The sequence below is a fragment of the Pseudomonas sp. PDM13 genome (assembly GCF_025685765.1).
Taxonomy (GTDB): domain Bacteria; phylum Pseudomonadota; class Gammaproteobacteria; order Pseudomonadales; family Pseudomonadaceae; genus Metapseudomonas; species Metapseudomonas solani.
This window is the reverse complement of the sequence record NZ_JAOTQU010000012.1, coordinates 94,073-111,070: the sequence shown is the minus strand read 5'-3', so window position 1 is coordinate 111,070 and position 16,998 is coordinate 94,073. Positions and strand designations below refer to the sequence as shown.

Below are 16,998 nucleotides of genomic sequence, written 5' to 3'. Positions count from 1 at the left end.
GAGGAACAGGGGCCGGCCGCGAGGCAAGCGCGGCCGGCGCGTCATCACTCACCCAGCACCAACTGGTGGGCGAGGCGGTTGTGGCGCTCGATCACGCGCGGCAGGTCGACCGTCATCAACTGGCCGTCCTTCACCACCTGGCGGCCATTGATCACGCTGTGGGAGACCTGGGCCGGGGCGCAGAACACCAGCGCCGCCAGCGGGTCGTGCAGGGCGCCGGCGAAGGCGATCTGCTTCAGGTCGAAGGCGACGAAGTCCGCCACCATGCCCGGCGCCAGGGCGCCGATGTCGTTGCGGTTGAGCACCTTGGCGCCGCCCAGGGTGGCGATCTCCAGGGCCTCGCGCGCGGTCATCGCATCAGGGCCGAAGCCGACGCGCTGCAGCAGCAGGGCCTGGCGCACCTCGCCGATCATGGTGGCGCCGTCGTTGGAGGCCGAACCGTCGACACCCAGGCCAACCGGCACGCCGGCATCGCGCATGCGGCGGATCGGCGCGATGCCCGACGCCAGGCGCATGTTCGAGCAGGGACAGTGGGCGACACCGGTGCCGGTGCGGGCGAACAGGTCGATGCCGTGCTGGTCGAGCTGCACGCAGTGGGCGTGCCACACGTCATGGCCGACCCAACCCAGGTCCTCAGCGTACTCGGCCGGGGTCATGCCGAACTTCTCGCGGCTGTAGGCGATGTCGTTGACGTTCTCCGCCAGGTGGGTGTGCAGCGACACGCCGTACTGGCGCGCCAGCACCGCCGCCTCGCGCATCAGGTCGCGGCTCACCGAGAATGGCGAGCACGGCGCCACCACCACCCGCAGCATCGAGCCGTGGGACGCGTCGTGGTAATCCTCGATCAGGCGCTGGGACTCCTTGAGGATGTCCGCCTCCTTCTCCACCACCGAATCCGGCGGCAGGCCGCCCTGGCTGCGGCCGACGCTCATGCTGCCGCGCGCGGCGTGGAAGCGCATGCCGATCTCCCCGGCGGCGTGAATGCTGTCGTCCAGCTTGCAGCCGTTGGGGTAGATGTACAGGTGGTCGCTGGAGGTGGTGCAGCCGGAGAGAATCAGCTCAGCCATGGCGGTCTGGGTGGAGACCTGGATCATCTCCGGGGTCAGGCGCGCCCAGATCGGGTAGAGGTTGGTCAGCCAGTTGAACAGCTCGCCATCCTGAGCGGCCGGCACCACGCGGGTGAGGCTCTGGTACATGTGGTGGTGGGTGTTGACCAGGCCGGGGATGACGATATGGCCCTTGAGGTCCAGCACCTCGTCGGCGGTCTGCGGCAGCTCGGCGCTCGGCCCCACCTGGCGGATGATGTTGTCCTCGATGAACAGCCCGCCCTGCTTCAGCTCACGGCGCTCGCCGTCCATCGTGACCAGCAGGTCAGCGTTCTTCACCAGCAATGTCTTGCCCATGCGTATTCTCCTCTGCCCTCAGGGGCGCTTTTGTTCTTGAAAAGGAATGCAGCAGCGGATCGGGTTGCTGGGAGACGCCATGGCAAGGCGCTTCATCGACGATCAGTACGGTACGTACGGCGAGATGAAGCAACGCAGCCAGGGCTAAGCCCAGCACGCCGATCAGCCGCCGGTGGTGCTCATGAAGCGGACGACTTGTACCTGGGAATCCGCCTCGAAATGGTGCCGCTCCGGCTTCAACCTCAAGGCATCCACCAGCGCTGCGCGGAGCCGATCGCTGTCACCGGGGTGGCGACGGATCAGGGCCTTTAGGTCCAGCGCACCTTCGTGGCCGAGGCACAGCACCAGCTTGCCTTCGGCGGTGACGCGCACGCGGTTGCAGTCGCCGCAGAAGTTGCGGCTGTGGGGGGAAATGAAACCGACCTGGGTGTTGCTGCCGATCACCTGCCAATAGCGCGAGGGGCCACCGGTGCGATGGCTGCTGGGCAGCAGCTGGAAGCGCTGCTCGACCCGCTCGCGCACCTCTTCGGAGGTGCACAGGGTGACCTTGCGCTCGTGGCTGGAGATGCTGCCCAGGGGCATCTCCTCGATGAAGCTGATATCCAGATCGCGTTCGACGGCGAAGGCCACCAGGTCCTCCACCTCGTCGTCATTGCGGCCCTTCTGCACCACGGTGTTGAGCTTGATGCGACGGAAGCCGGCCGCACGCGCGGCGTCGATGCCGGCCAGTACCTGGTCGAGGCTATCGCGACGGGTGAAGGCGGCGAAACGCTCGCGCTGCAGGGAATCGAGGCTGATGTTGAGGCGGGTGACGCCAGCGGCGCGCAGGTCCTGGGCCATGTGGGCGAGCTGCGAGCCGTTGCTGGTGATGGCCAGGTCATCCAGTTCGCTGCGGGCACCGAGCCGGGCCAGCAGGCCGGTCACGCCCTTGCGCACCAGCGGTTCGCCGCCGGTGACGCGGATGCGCTTGACCCCGAGCCCGATGAAGGCATCGGCCACGGCGTAGAGTTCTTCGAGGCTGAGTATCTGCGCCCGCGGAGCGAAAACCATGTCTTCGCTCATGCAGTAGGTGCAACGGAAGTCGCAACGGTCGGTGACCGAGAGGCGCAGGTAGGTGATCCGGCGACCGAAGGGGTCGCGCAATGTGCTGTCTTGCATGGTGCAGCCTGCCGCAACACGCGCCGGTCAGGACCCCGGCGGCATGGACGGATGCGGAATAAAAACAGAAATCGCAAATCTTGTATACAGAAACCTGTCGCCCGGCCCCTGCAGCACCCTACCCGCTTGCTTGAGAGGCCCGGGAGCCCGGTGCTACCATGCCCGACCGCCCGCCAGCCGACCCGTGACGGCACCGGCGAGTGCACAGAGGAGCAGATGTGAGCAGCATTCGCGAGCGCAATAAAGAGCTGATCCTGCGGGCAGCCAGTGAAGAGTTTGCCGACAAGGGTTTCGCCGCCACCAAGACCAGCGACATCGCAGCCAAGGCCGGCCTGCCAAAGCCCAACGTCTACTACTACTTCAAGTCCAAGGAGAACCTCTACCGCGAGGTGCTCGAAAGCATCGTCGAGCCGTTGCTGGCCGCCTCCCACCCGTTCAATGCGGGGGGGCACCCGGGTGATGTGCTCAAGGCCTACATCCGCTCGAAGATCCGCATCTCCCGCGAGCTGCCCTACGCCTCCAAGGTGTTCGCCAGCGAGATCATGCACGGCGCGCCGCACCTCTCCGCCGAGCAGACCGCCCACCTGAACGAGCAGGCCCGCCACAACATCGCCTGCATCCAGGGCTGGATCGACCAGGGGCTGATGGCAAAAATCGACCCCAGCCACCTGCTGTTCAGCATCTGGGCCGCGACCCAGACCTATGCCGACTTCGACTGGCAGATCTCCGTCGTCACCGGCAAGGCCAGCCTCAGCGATGCCGACTATGAAGCCGCCGCCGACACCATCATCCGCCTCGTGCTGAAAGGCTGCGAAGTGGAAGAAGTTCCCCAGGCGCAGAGCGCCTGAGGGGTTCCCCTCAGGCCTTGAAGGTGAGCACCGGGCTGAACCGGGCGATCACCGCCACCGTTTCCTCTTCCACCTGCGAACGCACCACCTCGCCGATCTCCTTATAGGCGCCAGGCGCCTCCTCAATCAGCCGCTCCTCGCGGGTGGTGATGCACTGCACCCGCTCCAGCCCGAGAATGCCCGGGTCCTTGCGCCCCTTGAAGAGGATCTCGCTACGCGACATCGAGCGCCCCGCGCCGTGGCTGGCCGAGCTCAGCCAGCGCTCGTTGCCGAGCCCGGTGAGCAGGTAGGAGTCATGGCCCATGCTGCCGGGGATGAGCAGGTCCTGCCCCGCATAGGCCGGCGTCGCGCCCTTGCGATGCACGTTGCCCACCGCCTCCTGCAGCACGATGTTGTGGGGCACATCCACCAGCAGCGGCGCTTCGGTGTCCGGCCCGAACAGCTCGCGGGTGCGCTGGCGCACCATCTCGGCGATCAGCGCCCGGTTGGCATCGGCGTAATGGGCCGCACTGTGCATGGCCAGCAGGTACTGCCCGGCCATCTCGCCCACCAGGGCGAACACCTTGGACTCGGGGTGCTTCATTCCCTTGGGCCACAGCTCCCGGGCCTTGTCCATCCAACGACGACCGACGTGGAAGCCGACGTCCCGCGAGCCGGTGTGGATCATCACCACCACCTGCCCCACCGACAGCCCGCGCTCGAAGCAGGCGCGCCGGTCCACCAGTTCGGTCACCACCTGCACCTCGACGAAGTGGTTGCCACCGCCGATGGTGCCCAGCCCGGGGTCGCGCAGTACCGCGCGCCCCGTGTTCTGCAGCGCCTCGGGTGCATAGGCCGCCTCGCCACGGGCGAACGACGACGGGTGCAGCCCGGCCAATTCACGCGTCACCTGCTCCAGGTCGAGCCGCGCCAGAAGCCCGTCGCGATCGGGGCGGCGCCCCACCGCACTCCAGAAGTCGCCGAGCCCGCCGCCGAACAGCGCGGTCATGTCGCCCGGCGCGGTGGGAATGTTGCGAGTGCCGCCCAGCAGGTCGCCACGCACCCGCTCCACCCATTCCGCCTTGCGTGCGAGGAAGGCGTCGTAGTGGATGCCCAGCCGATGCAGGCGCATGCCGCAGTTGATATCGGTACCGATGCTCTGGGGGATCACCATTTCGGGGCTGGTGACGATCACCGAGCCCACCGGGATGCCGGAGCCGGCGTGAAAGTCCGGCGTCGCGCAGGCGCAACGCACCTCACCACCTTCGGGGTGAGACACGCCGGCGAAATCCAGCAGCTGCAGCACCGCCTTTTCCTCGATGGGAAAGGATTCGGGCAACAGGATGCTGGCACCCAGGCCGGCGCTGTTCAGTGAGGAAACGGACAGGGTGTTGCCATTGACGCGGCTGATGGCCACGCCGGATCGGGCCAGCTTCTGCTGAACCCGCTTGAAGGGAGTCTTCTTCATGGAATGCTGCTTTTTCGACAGACGAAAAAAGACATCGCCGAATTGGCGATGTGGATGTCCGTCAGCAGCAGAAAGGGACGGCGCGGATGGTAGCGGCATCGCCGGGGCGATTCAACACCTGCGCCAAGGTGCCTCCCGCAGCCGGGAGGCACGGGAGGGGATCAGGCCGCGGCGATGCCGGCATCGGCCTTCAGGCCCACCGACTCCACGCCGCTGATGGCGCACTGCTCGTCGATGTCGGAGGTGTCGCCGCTGATGCCGATGGCGCCGATCACCTCGCCCGCCTGGTTGCGGATCAGCACGCCGCCCGGCGCCGGCACCAGGTTGCCGTCCGCCAGGTTGTTCACCGCACCGATGAAGGCCGGGCGCTGCTGGGCATCGGCGGCGATCAGGCGCGAGCCCTTGCCCAGGGCAACGGCGCCCCATGCCTTGCCGATGGCGATCTGCGGGCGAAGCATGCTCGCGCCGTCTTCACGCTGCAGGGTGATCAGGTGACCGCCGGCATCCAGCACGGCGATGGTCAGGGGGGCGGTACGCAGCTCGCGACCGATGGCCAGTGCGCGGTTGGAGATGCTGACGGCGGTTTCCAGGGACAGGGTGCTCATCGTGAGGCTTCCTCAGGGGAGTGGTTGAAAGCATTGGCACGTCGCCGGGTGATGCTGGCCTTCACGGAGCCGGGTGTACGAATGGCGGTGCATTTCTCAACTATCTCACCGAACACAAAAAAATCAATCTCTACATACAATTAAATTGAATTTTGTATACAGTCATTTTTCCACTGCACCAGAAGCACTCTATAAGCCGCGTCAAACGGGCGTTTTAAAGATTCACCAGCCTGCGACATTTCGCCCGACAAATCTCCTTGACCCTTGAGTCGGCAGCTGAATAGAATCCGGCCCAAGCACCTTGTATACAATTTTCACAAGAAAAGAGGCACAAAACATGGCCAAAATGAGAGCAATCGAGGCCGCCGTCCTGGTGATGCGCCGCGAAGGCATCGACACCGCGTTCGGCATCCCCGGCGCCGCCATCAACCCGCTTTACGCTGCACTGAACAAAATCGGCGGCATTGACCATGTACTGGCTCGTCACGTCGAAGGCGCCTCGCACATGGCCGAGGGCTACACCCGTACCAACCCGGGCAACATCGGCCTGTGCATCGGTACCTCCGGCCCCGCCGGCACCGACATGGTCACCGGCCTGTACTCGGCGTCCGCCGACTCCATCCCGATCCTCTGCATCACCGGCCAGGCTCCGCGTGCGCGCCTGCACAAGGAAGACTTCCAGGCCGTCGACATCACCAACATCGTCAAGCCGGTGACCAAGTGGGCGACCACCGTCCTCGAGCCGGGCCAGGTTCCCTACGCCTTCCAGAAGGCCTTCTTCGAAATGCGCAGCGGCCGTCCCGGTCCCGTGCTGATCGACCTGCCCTTTGACGTACAGATGGCCGAGATCGAGTTCGACATCGAGGCCTACCAGCCGCTGGCAGTGAACAAGCCGTCCGCTTCACGCATCCAGGCCGAGAAGGCCCTGGCGATGCTCAATGACGCCGAGCGCCCGCTGCTGGTGGCCGGTGGCGGCATCATCAACGCCGACGCATCCGAGAAGCTGGTGGAGTTCGCCGAGCTGACCGGCGTGCCGGTGATCCCGACCCTGATGGGCTGGGGCACCATCCCCGACGACCACGCGCTGATGGCCGGCATGTGCGGCCTGCAGACCTCGCACCGCTACGGCAACGCCACCCTGCTGGAATCCGACCTGGTGTTCGGCATCGGCAACCGTTGGGCCAACCGCCACACCGGCTCCGTCGACGTCTACACCCAGGGTCGCCGCTTCATCCACGTCGATATCGAACCGACCCAGATCGGCCGCGTCTTCACCCCGGACCTGGGCATCGTCTCCGACGCCGGCTCCGCGCTGGACGCCTTCCTGGAAGTCGCCCGCGAGTGGAAAGCCGCCGGCAAGCTGAAGGACCGCAACGCCTGGGCCGAATCCTGCCGCGAGCGCAAGCGCACCCTGCAGCGCAAGACCCACTTCGACAACGTGCCGGTCAAGCCCCAGCGCGTCTACGAAGAGATGAACGAGTTCTTCGGCAAGGACACCTGCTACGTCAGCACCATCGGCCTGTCGCAGATCGCCGGCGCCCAGTTCCTGCACGTGTACAAGCCGCGCCACTGGATCAACTGCGGCCAGGCCGGCCCGCTGGGCTGGACCATCCCCGCCGCCCTCGGCGTGGTCAAGGCCGACCCGGCTCGCCAAGTGGTCGCGCTGTCCGGTGACTATGACTTCCAGTTCATGATCGAAGAACTGGCCGTGGGCGCGCAGTTCAACCTGCCCTACATCCACGTGCTGGTGAACAACTCCTACCTGGGCCTGATCCGCCAGGCGCAGCGTGGCTTCGAGATCGACTTCTGCGTGCAGCTGTCCTTCGAAAACATCAACGCACCGGAGCTCAACGGCTACGGCGTCGACCACGTCGCCGTGGTCGAGGGCCTGGGTTGCAAGGCGATCCGCGTGTTCGACGCCAACGAGCTGCAAGGTGCCTTCGCCAAGGCTCGCAAGCTGATGGAAGAGTTCCGCGTACCGGTCGTGGTCGAGGTCATCCTGGAGCGTGTCACCAACATCTCCATGGGTACCGAGATCAACGCCGTCAACGAGTTCGAGGAACTGGCCCTGCGTGGCGCCGACGCCCCGACCGCCATCTCGATGCTGGACTGACGAGCAATGCCCCCCTCTCCCGTTCGTGGCGGGAGAGGGACGTCTACCGAGGAGAATCTTCATGCCCCGTTTTGCCGCCAACCTGTCCATGCTGTTCACCGAAGTCGACTTCCTGGACCGCTTCGCCGCCGCTGCCGAAGCCGGTTTCACCGGTGTCGAATACCTCTTCCCCTATGACTTCCCGGCCGAAGAGATCAAGGCCCGCCTGGACGCCAACAAGCTGGAACAGGTGCTGTTCAACCTGCCCGCTGGCGATTGGGCCAAGGGTGAGCGCGGCATCGCCTGCCACCCCGACCGCGTCGAGGAATTCCGCGCCGGCGTGGACAAGGCCATCGCCTACGCCAAGGTGCTCGGCAACAAGCAGGTCAACTGCCTGGCCGGCATCCGCCCCCAGGGCCCGGACTGCGCCACCGTCGAGAAGACCTTCGTCGACAACCTGAAGTACGCCGCCGACAAGCTGGAAGCCGCCGGCCTGCGCCTGGTCATGGAAATGATCAACACCCGCGACATCCCAGGCTTCTACCTGAACACCACCCAACAAGCCCTGGCCATTCGCGAGAAGGTCGGAAGCGCCAACCTGTTCCTGCAGTACGACATCTACCACATGCAGATCATGGAAGGTGACCTGGCCCGCACCGTGGAAGGCAACCTCGCCGTGATCAACCACGTGCAGCTGGCCGACAACCCCGGCCGCAACGAGCCGGGTACCGGCGAGATCAACTACCGCTTCCTCTTCGAGCACCTGGACCGCATCGGCTACCAGGGCTGGGTCGGCTGTGAATACAAGCCCGCCACCACCACCGCCGCCGGCCTTGGCTGGCTGAAAACCCATAACGCCATCTAAGAAAAGAGGTAATCCACATGGCCAAGATCGGATTCATCGGCACCGGCATCATGGGCAAGCCCATGGCTCAGAACCTGCAGAAAGCCGGCCACACCCTGTTCTTCTCCGAGCACTTCGACAAGGCGCCCGCCGACCTGGTCGGTGACAACGGCGTTGCCCTGGCCAACCCGCGCGAAGTGGCCCAGGAAGCCGAATTCATCATCATCATGGTGCCGGACACCCCCCAGGTCGACGACGTGCTGTTCCGCAAGGACGGCGTGGTCGAAGGCGTTGGCGCCGGCAAAGTCGTGATCGACATGAGCTCCATCTCCCCGACCGCCACCAAGGTCTTCGCCGAGAAGGTCAAGGCCACCGGCGCTTCCTACCTGGACGCCCCAGTATCCGGCGGTGAAGTCGGCGCCAAGGCCGCGACGCTGAGCATCATGGTCGGTGGCTGCCCGAACGCCTTCGAACGCGCCCTGCCGCTGTTCCAGGCCATGGGCAAGAACATCACCCGCGTCGGTGGCAACGGTGATGGCCAGACCGCCAAGGTCGCCAACCAGATCATCGTCGCCCTGAACATCCAGGCCGTTGCCGAAGCCCTGCTGTTCGCCGCCAAGAACGGTGCCGACCCGGCCAAGGTCCGCGAGGCCCTGATGGGTGGTTTCGCCGGCTCGAAGATCCTCGAAGTGCACGGCGAGCGCATGATCAAGGGCACCTTCGACCCGGGCTTCCGCATCAGCCTGCACCAGAAGGACCTCAACCTGGCCCTGGCCGGCGCACGCGAGCTGGGCCTGAACCTGCCCAACACCGCCAACGCCCAGCAGGTGTTCAGCACCTGCGCCGCCATCGGTGGCAGCAACTGGGACCACTCCGCACTGGTGAAGGGCCTGGAGCACATGGCCAACTTCTCCATCCGTAAAGAGTAAGCCGCTATTCGCCGGGCACCCGCCCGGCACCCCTTTCGACCTTCCTGGCTGGCGGAGTCACGGCCCAATGGCCAGGGAGGTCGATTCCAGTCCCGAGCCGCTGCACGCGGCGGCTGGGGACTGCAATCGCCCTCGAAAGCACCACCAGAACAAGAACTCAGCGCCCCTCCGGAGTCTGTCATGTCCTTCGATCCGCAAAGCCTGCTGCGCGACCTCTTCGCCACCGCCATCGACGCCGCCCACCCCCGCCAGGTTCTGGCCGACCATCTGCCCGCCGACCGCAGCGGCCGCGTCATCGTCATCGGTGCCGGCAAGGCCGCCGCCGCCATGGCCGAGGTGATCGAGCAGGAATGGCAGGGCGAGATCTCCGGCCTGGTGGTGACCCGCTACGAGCACGGCGCCAACTGCCGCCGCATCGAAGTGGTCGAGGCCGCGCACCCGGTGCCGGATGCCGCCGGGCTGGAAACCGCACAGCGCGTGCTCAAGCTGGTCAGCGGCCTGTCCGAGAGCGACCGGGTGATCTTCCTCCTCTCCGGCGGCGGCTCCTCGCTGCTGGCGCTGCCCGCCGAAGGCATCACCCTCAAGGACAAGCAGGCGATCAACAAGGACCTGCTGAAATCCGGCGCCTCCATCTCCGAAATGAACTGCGTGCGCAAGCACCTTTCGGCGATCAAGGGCGGCCGCCTGGCCAAGGCCTGCTGGCCGGCCAGCGTCTACACCTACGCCATCTCCGACGTGCCCGGCGACGAAGCCACCGTGATCGCCTCCGGCCCCACCGTGGCCGACCCGACCACCTCGGCCGAAGCCCTGGCGATTCTCGCCCGCTACCAGATCGAGGTGCCGGCCAACGTCCGCGCCTGGCTGCTGGACCCGCGCTCCGAGACCGTGAAACCCGGTGACCCGGTACTCTCGCGCAGCCACTTCCAGCTGATCGCCACGCCTCAGCAGTCCCTCGATGCCGCCGCCGAGAAGGTCCGCGCCGCTGGCCTCACACCCATAATTCTCGGCGACCTGGAAGGCGAATCCCGCGAGGTGGCCAAGGTCCATGCCGGCATCGCCCGGCAGATCGTCCTCCACGGCCAGCCGATCAAGCCGCCCTGCGTGATCCTCTCCGGCGGCGAGACCACCGTCACCGTACGCGGCAATGGCCGCGGCGGGCGCAACGCCGAATTCCTGCTGAGCCTGACCAACACCCTCAAGGGCCTGCCCGGCGTCTACGCCCTGGCCGGCGACACCGACGGCATCGACGGTTCGGAAGACAACGCCGGCGCCATCATGACCCCGGCCAGCCATGCCCGCGCCGCCGAGCTCGGCCTCTCCGCCAGCGACGAACTCGACAACAACAACGGCTACGGCTACTTCGCCGCCCTGGACAGCCTGATCGTCACCGAGCCGACCCGCACCAATGTCAACGACTTCCGCGCCATCCTGATTCTCGAGAGCCCCGCACAATGACCGCCGACAAGAAAGTCAAAATCCTCGCCACCCTCGGCCCTGCCATCAAAGGCGTCGACGACATCCGCCAACTGGTGGAGGCCGGGGTCAACCTGTTCCGCCTCAACTTCAGCCACGGCGAACACGCCGACCACGCCCAGCGCTACCAGTGGGTGCGCGAGGTCGAACGCCAGCTTTCGCGCCCCATCGGCATCCTCATGGACCTGCAGGGGCCGAAACTCCGCGTCGGCCGCTTCGCCGAAGGCAAGGTCCACCTCGAGCGCGGCCAGGCCCTGCGCCTGGACCTGGATGCCACTCCGGGCGACGCCACCCGGGTCAACCTGCCCCACCCGGAAATCATCGAAGCCCTGCAGCCGGGCATGAACCTGCTGCTGGACGACGGCCGCCTGCGCCTGCAGGTGACCGCCAAGCACGCCGATGCCATCGACACCCAGGTGATCGCCGGTGGCGAGCTGTCCGACCGCAAGGGCGTCAACGTCCCCGAAGCGGTGCTGCAGCTTTCCCCGCTGACGCCCAAGGACCGCCGCGACCTCGACTTCGGCCTGGAACTGGGCGTCGACTGGGTCGCCCTCTCCTTCGTCCAGCGCCCCGAAGACATCGTCGAAGCCCGTGGCCTGATCCAGGGCCGTGCCGCGCTGATGGCCAAGATCGAGAAGCCCTCGGCCGTGCAGCACCTGGAAGAGATCGCCCGCCTGTGCGACGCCATCATGGTCGCCCGTGGCGACCTGGGCGTCGAAGTGCCGGCCGAGAACGTGCCGCGCATCCAGAAGGACATCATCCGCACCTGCCGCCAGCTCGGCCGCCCGGTGGTGGTTGCCACCCAGATGCTGGAATCCATGCGCTTCTCCCCGGCGCCGACCCGCGCCGAGGTGACGGACGTGGCCAACGCCGTGGCCGAAGGCACCGACGCGGTGATGCTCTCCGCCGAAACCGCCTCCGGTGACTACCCACTGGAAACCGTGCAGATGATGAGCAAGATCATCCGCCAGGTGGAACAGGGCCCGGACTTCCAGTCCCAGCTCGACGTCAGCCGCCCGCAGGCCGAAGCCACCGCCTCGGATGCCATCAGCTGCGCCATCCGCCGCATCAGCAGCATCCTCCCGGTGGCGGCCCTGGTGAACTACACCGAGTCCGGCAGCTCCAGCCTGCGCGCCTCCCGCGAGCGGCCCAAGGCACCGATCCTAAGCCTCACCCCGAGCCTGGAGACCGCACGCCGCCTGACCGTCGCCTGGGGCATCTACTCGGTGGTCAACCAGCGCCTGGAAAAGGTCGAGGACGTCACCGGCACCGCCCTGGAGATCGCCCGCGCCCAGGGCATGGCCCGCAGTGGCGACACCCTGGTGATCACCGCCGGCGTGCCCCTGGGCCAGCCGGGCACCACCAACATGCTGCGCATCGAGCACCTGGACTGATCCACGCACGGCCACGGCGCGCATAGACGCACCGGGCCGCCCTGCTTCGGCAGGTCGAATGCCACTCGCAGGCGCCGCGTCCCCAGGGACGGGCGCCTTTTCCCTTTCAACCGGCCACTGCCATGCGACACCTTTCTCTGCCTTGTGATGCCCGTTCCTGGGCCAGCGCCCAGCTCAACGGTTTCAGCCAGATCTTCCTGCAGCGCCACCCCGGCTGCGGCATCCTCCTGCTCTGCGCCATCGCCATCGGCGCGCCCGACCTGCTCGGTGGCGCACTGCTCGGCGGCTTCGCCAGCTGGCTCACCGCCCTGCGCCGGGGCTACCCGCGTGACGACGTGGAGGCCGGCCTCTATGGCTACAACGGCGTGCTGCTGGGCATGCTGCTGTGCACGCGCTTCGCCTGGACGCTGCACCTGCCGCTGCTGATCATCTGCTGCGCCGGCCTCTCCACCCTGCTGCTGCACCGCCTGCTGCGCAACGCCCGGGAGCGCGAGTGGCTGCCCGCCTTCACCAGCCCCTTCGTCGGCTTCGGCTGGCTGCTGCTGTGGCTGGCCCATGGGCTGCAGCTGACCGCCCTGCCAACCCCGCCGGCGACCATTTTCGACGCCGATGCCGCCGGCCTGGCCCTCGCCCTGGTGCGCGGCTTCGGCCAGGTGATCTTCCTCGCCGACCCGGTGGCCGGGGCCTGCGTGTTCCTCGGGTTGCTGCTGGCCTCCTGGCGGGTGGCGCTCTGGGCCCTGTTCGGCAGCGCGCTGTCATTGGCCCTCGGCCTCTGGCTCAGGTTGCCCACCGACGCCCTGCTGGCCGGGCTGTTCAGCCTCAACGGCGTGCTCATCGGCATCACCCTGGGCAAGCGTCTCGCCAGCCTGCCGGTGGTCGTCATCGGCGTCGCCCTCGGCACACTGCTGCAACCGGGCTTCGCCGCCTTCCAGCTGCCCGCCATGACGGCACCCTTCATCCTCGCCTGCTGGCTGGTGATCGCTGGCGGCCGCCTGTGGCGCCAGAACGGCACCAGGCCGCGCCCTACCCGCCTGCGCCACTGAGGCGCGGCGGGCGGCTTCGGCTCTGCTAAGGTTCGTCTCCTGAGGAGGACTCCATGGCCGAGGCAAACAGCAGGCGCGCGCGCCTGCACAGCATCATCTTCCAGGCCGATACCCCGGCCGGGCGGCGCTTCGACACCTGGCTCATCTGGCTGATCCTGGCCAGCCTGGTGATCGTGCTGCTGGACAGCGTCGAGCACATCCACAACCGTCATGCCGGGCTGCTGTCCGGTCTGGAATGGGTCATCACCGGCCTGTTCGTGGCGGAGTACCTGCTGCGCCTGTACAGCTCGCCGAAGCCGCTGCGCTATGCCTTCAGCTTCTTCGGCCTGGTGGACTTGATGGCCATCATCCCCGGCGTGGTCGCGCTCTTCTACCCGGACGCCCAGTACCTGCTGATCATCCGCGCCCTGCGCCTGGTGCGGGTGTTCCGCATCTTCAAGCTGCGTCATTACCTGGTGCAGGCGAACTTCCTGGTCAGCGCGCTGCGCAGCAGCCGCCAGAAGATCGTGGTATTCCTCCTCAGCGTCTCCACCCTGGTGGTGGTCTTCGGCGCGCTGATGTACGTGATCGAAGGGCCGGAGAACGGCTTCACCAGCATCCCCACCAGCATCTACTGGGCGGTGGTCACCCTGACCACGGTCGGCTTTGGCGACATCACCCCGAAAACGGCGCTGGGCCAGGCGGTAGCAAGCCTGGTGATGATCACCGGCTACTCGATCATCGCCGTGCCCACGGGTATCTTCAGCGCCGAACTGGCCAACGCCATGCGCCAGGAAGGGCAGCTGGACCAGGAATGCCCCACCTGCCGCAAGCGCAGCCACGAATCCGCCGCGAGCTTCTGCAGCCGCTGCGGCAACCCGCTCTTCCCCCGAGGAGGCGAACATGAAGCAACTTGATCAGGCACGTTGGGACGCCCTCTGGCTACGCCTGGGCGCCCCGGCTCCCGAAGGCAGCTTCGAGCACCTGCAGGCGGCCTATGGCACGCCCCAGCGCCAGTACCACAGCACCGCCCACATCGCCGCATGCCTGGGCCATTTCGACGAGTGGAGCCACCTGGCCGACCACCCCGACCGGGTCGAGTTGGCGCTCTGGACCCACGACCTGGTGTACGACCCGCAGCGCCAGGACAACGAAGCCGCCAGCGCCGAGCAGACGGTCATCTGGCTGCTGGAAGCCGGGCTCGGCGACCATGGCGAAGCGCTGCGCGGGCTGATCCTCGCCACCCGCCACATGGAACCGCCGCGGGCCGGGGATGCCGAGCTGGTAGTGGACCTGGACCTGTCGATCCTCGCAGCGCCGCCCGCACTCTACGACGCCTACGAAAAAGCCGTGCGCGCGGAGTACGAATGGGTGCCGGAGCCGCTGTTCCGTGCGGCGCGCAGCAAGCTGCTGAAGCAGTTGCTGGACATGCCCCGCCTTTACCACAAGACACCGCTGGCGCAGCGCTGGGAGCAACCGGCACGCGCGAATCTGCTTGGCGCGCTGCAAGCATTGGCCTGAGAATAAGCAAATTCGTTTTCAGTATTTAAAAGAATATATGGCACACCGCTATATTCCCTTGCTCTCACTCCATAGAAGGAACGATCCGTGAAACGTCTGTTCTCCGCTTCGCTGCTGGCAGCGGGCCTGGCACTGGCCAGTGCGGCCCAGGCCGCCCCCACCCTGCTCAACGTCTCCTACGACGTGATGCGCGACTTCTACAAGGACTACAACGCCGCCTTCCAGAAGCACTGGCAGCAGGAGAAAGGCGAGAACATCACCCTGCAGATGTCCCACGGCGGCTCCAGCAAGCAGGCCCGTGCCGTGATCGACGGCCTGCCCGCCGACGTCATCACCATGAACCAGGCCACCGACATCAACGCCCTGGCCGACAACGGCGGCCTGGTGCCGCAGAACTGGGCCGAGCGCCTGCCGAACAACAGCGCACCCTTCACCTCCGCCACCGTGTTCATCGTGCGCAAGGGCAACCCCAAGGGCCTGAAAGACTGGCCGGACCTGCTCAAGGACGGCGTGCAAGTCGTCGTGCCCAACCCCAAGACCTCGGGCAACGGCCGCTACACCTACCTCTCCGCCTGGGGCTACGTGCTGAAGAACGGCGGTGACGAGAACAAGGCCAAGGAATTCGTCGGCAAGCTGTTCAAGCAGGCCCCGGTACTGGACACCGGTGGCCGCGCCGCCACCACCACCTTCATCCAGAACCAGATCGGCGACGTGCTGGTGACCTTCGAGAACGAAGCCGAGATGATCGCCCGCGAGTTCGGCCGTGGCGGCTTCGAAGTGGTCTACCCGAGCGTCTCCGCCGAAGCCGAGCCGCCCGTGGCCGTGGTCGACAAGGTGGTGGACAAGAAAGGCACCCGCGAGGCTGCCGAGGCGTACCTCAAGTACCTGTGGAGCGACGAAGGCCAGACCATCGCCGGCAACAACTACCTGCGCCCGCGCAACCCGGAGATCCTCGCCAAGTTCGCCGATCGCTTCCCCAAGGTGGAGTTCCTCTCCGTCGAGAAGACCTTCGGCAACTGGCGTGACGTGCAGAAGACCCACTTCAACGACGGTGGCGTATTCGACCAGGTCTACACCGGCCAGTAAGGCAGGCGACAGACACGAAAACGGCGACCCTCGGGTCGCCGTTTTTCATTGCGGGTCAGGCTGGAGCGATTGGCATCACTGCCCGAAGGTACTCGCCCACTCGCCGAACTTCATGCACAGGCCGAAGGTCATCACGTCGTCGGTATCGGCCAGGCAGTTCACCGCCAGGCGCGCCTCGCCCCCCTTCACGTAATCACTCGCGCAGGCCTTCTCGTTGCGCTTCATCTCCTTGTAGGCGGCGTCCATCTTGTACATGGCGTCGTCCAGTTGCGCCTGGGTGGCGCGCTTCTGGCGCACGGCCTCACGGCCCAGCTTCTGGGTCTCGGCGATCAGGGACGGCATGCGGCGGATGGCGGCGGCACACTGCACCTTGCCCTTCTGGTGCAACTGGCCGGGGTTCAGCTCCTCCTCATCGTCATCCTCGAACATCTTGCGGGACGAAGTCCGCTGGACCTGGGAGTCGTCCAGCCCCTGGATGGTGTTCACCTGCAGCTTCTGCTCGGTGACATCGCGACTTTCAGGGGGCGGGGTGTCGGTGAAATGCACCTTCCCCTGCTCGTCGCGCCACTGGTAGACCTGGGCGAACACGCTGGAGGTGGTGAGAAGGGTCAGGAAGACCAAGGCAAGACGAGCGAACATCCTTGTGCTCCAAATGGCAGAACGCCAGCACAGTACACAAGGGGTAGAACGCTGTCCATGCGGCAGATGGGCAGTGGTCGGATGGTCATGACCGCGCGTCCGGGTGCGCGGTCATGGGCTCAGGGATGGCGACGGCCCAGGCCGGCGGGCACGCCGCTGGAGTCGGTCGGCTGCCAGGGGCCCGTGGGGCTGTTGGACCAGGTCCAGCCCTGGTTCCAGCGGTAGTAGGTGCGCTCGCGGTAGTAGAGGTCCTGCTGGCCTTCGAGCACATAGACGCCCAGGGCCGTATCCCAGTAGCAGGCAGCGCCGGGCGGCGGTGCGTAGCGCGGGTGGGACTTCATCCGCGTGACCTTGGGCGGCAGCGGCTGGGAGGGCGTCACCGGCGGGCGGTTCTGCTGGCCGGGTGGCGGCAGCTGCTGGGGCGTACCCGCGCTGCCGCCGTGATCGGGGGCTGGCGGTTGCAGGGAGCAACCGGCAAGGCCGAGGAGCAGGCAGGCAAGGGAAAGTCGAAGGGTCGAATTCATGGCTGCGTGCTCG

The 16,998-nt window shown here is 66.5% G+C and carries 16 protein-coding genes; 10 read left to right on the top strand and 6 right to left on the bottom strand.

Annotated features, from left to right (window positions below):
• Nucleotides 1-44 precede the first annotated feature (44 nt).
• The gene (locus OEJ36_RS14515) at nucleotides 45-1,403 is read right to left on the bottom strand and encodes an 8-oxoguanine deaminase (RefSeq protein ID WP_184488883.1); all 1,359 of its coding nucleotides are present in this window, start codon (nucleotides 1,401-1,403) and stop codon (nucleotides 45-47) included.
• A gap of 162 nt (nucleotides 1,404-1,565) precedes the next feature.
• Nucleotides 1,566-2,561, bottom strand: coding sequence for a GTP 3',8-cyclase MoaA (moaA, locus tag OEJ36_RS14510; protein ID WP_031288156.1), 996 nt, complete (start codon nucleotides 2,559-2,561; stop codon nucleotides 1,566-1,568).
• A gap of 218 nt (nucleotides 2,562-2,779) precedes the next feature.
• Between moaA and OEJ36_RS14505 the strand changes: the two genes are divergently transcribed.
• Complete coding sequence (locus OEJ36_RS14505) at nucleotides 2,780-3,409, top strand: TetR/AcrR family transcriptional regulator (RefSeq protein WP_411861009.1); 630 nt, start codon at nucleotides 2,780-2,782, stop codon at nucleotides 3,407-3,409.
• 10 nt (nucleotides 3,410-3,419) lie between these two features.
• Here OEJ36_RS14505 and OEJ36_RS14500 read toward each other — a convergent pair whose 3' ends face one another.
• On the bottom strand, nucleotides 3,420-4,856 hold the full coding sequence (locus OEJ36_RS14500; protein WP_263402080.1) for an RtcB family protein: 1,437 nt from the start codon (nucleotides 4,854-4,856) through the stop codon (nucleotides 3,420-3,422).
• A gap of 161 nt (nucleotides 4,857-5,017) precedes the next feature.
• Nucleotides 5,018-5,461, bottom strand: coding sequence for a GlcG/HbpS family heme-binding protein (locus tag OEJ36_RS14495; RefSeq protein ID WP_021220542.1), 444 nt, complete (start codon nucleotides 5,459-5,461; stop codon nucleotides 5,018-5,020).
• 337 nt (nucleotides 5,462-5,798) lie between these two features.
• On the opposite strand from OEJ36_RS14495, the gene gcl reads away from it, so the two are divergent.
• The 9 genes from gcl to OEJ36_RS14450 all read left to right on the top strand — a co-directional run bounded on the left by gcl (nucleotide 5,799) and on the right by OEJ36_RS14450 (nucleotide 15,822).
• A complete protein-coding gene (gene gcl / locus OEJ36_RS14490) occupies nucleotides 5,799-7,574 on the top strand; it encodes a glyoxylate carboligase (RefSeq protein WP_263402079.1) in 1,776 nt (591 codons plus the stop codon).
• A 61-nt stretch (nucleotides 7,575-7,635) separates the two neighbouring features.
• Complete coding sequence (gene hyi / locus OEJ36_RS14485; RefSeq protein WP_263402078.1) at nucleotides 7,636-8,418, top strand: hydroxypyruvate isomerase; 783 nt, start codon at nucleotides 7,636-7,638, stop codon at nucleotides 8,416-8,418.
• 17 nt (nucleotides 8,419-8,435) lie between these two features.
• The gene (locus OEJ36_RS14480; protein WP_021220545.1) at nucleotides 8,436-9,326 is read left to right on the top strand and encodes a 2-hydroxy-3-oxopropionate reductase; all 891 of its coding nucleotides are present in this window, start codon (nucleotides 8,436-8,438) and stop codon (nucleotides 9,324-9,326) included.
• Nucleotides 9,327-9,506: 180 nt separating this feature from the next.
• Nucleotides 9,507-10,781 (top strand): glycerate kinase, encoded by a 1,275-nt coding sequence (locus OEJ36_RS14475; protein WP_263402077.1) that lies wholly within the window; start codon nucleotides 9,507-9,509, stop codon nucleotides 10,779-10,781.
• Nucleotides 10,778-12,193, top strand: a complete 1,416-nt coding sequence (pyk, locus tag OEJ36_RS14470; protein WP_263402076.1) for a pyruvate kinase — start codon at nucleotides 10,778-10,780, stop codon at nucleotides 12,191-12,193. Before OEJ36_RS14475 ends, pyk begins: the two co-directional genes overlap by 4 nt.
• A gap of 122 nt (nucleotides 12,194-12,315) precedes the next feature.
• Nucleotides 12,316-13,236 carry an urea transporter gene (locus OEJ36_RS14465; protein ID WP_263402075.1) on the top strand — a complete coding sequence of 307 codons (921 nt, stop codon included), beginning with the start codon at nucleotides 12,316-12,318 and terminating at the stop codon, nucleotides 13,234-13,236.
• A 53-nt stretch (nucleotides 13,237-13,289) separates the two neighbouring features.
• A complete protein-coding gene (locus tag OEJ36_RS14460; RefSeq protein ID WP_263402074.1) occupies nucleotides 13,290-14,132 on the top strand; it encodes an ion transporter in 843 nt (280 codons plus the stop codon).
• A complete protein-coding gene (locus tag OEJ36_RS14455) occupies nucleotides 14,119-14,736 on the top strand; it encodes a hypothetical protein (protein ID WP_263402073.1) in 618 nt (205 codons plus the stop codon). The genes OEJ36_RS14460 and OEJ36_RS14455 overlap by 14 nt, the downstream gene beginning before the upstream one ends.
• Before the next feature lie 87 nt (nucleotides 14,737-14,823).
• Nucleotides 14,824-15,822 carry a sulfate ABC transporter substrate-binding protein gene (locus OEJ36_RS14450; protein WP_263402072.1) on the top strand — a complete coding sequence of 333 codons (999 nt, stop codon included), beginning with the start codon at nucleotides 14,824-14,826 and terminating at the stop codon, nucleotides 15,820-15,822.
• A 75-nt stretch (nucleotides 15,823-15,897) separates the two neighbouring features.
• Here OEJ36_RS14450 and OEJ36_RS14445 read toward each other — a convergent pair whose 3' ends face one another.
• Nucleotides 15,898-16,461 (bottom strand): DUF4124 domain-containing protein, encoded by a 564-nt coding sequence (locus tag OEJ36_RS14445; RefSeq protein ID WP_263402071.1) that lies wholly within the window; start codon nucleotides 16,459-16,461, stop codon nucleotides 15,898-15,900.
• Nucleotides 16,462-16,580: 119 nt separating this feature from the next.
• Nucleotides 16,581-16,985 carry a hypothetical protein gene (locus OEJ36_RS14440; RefSeq protein ID WP_263402070.1) on the bottom strand — a complete coding sequence of 135 codons (405 nt, stop codon included), beginning with the start codon at nucleotides 16,983-16,985 and terminating at the stop codon, nucleotides 16,581-16,583.
• Nucleotides 16,986-16,998 lie beyond the last annotated feature (13 nt).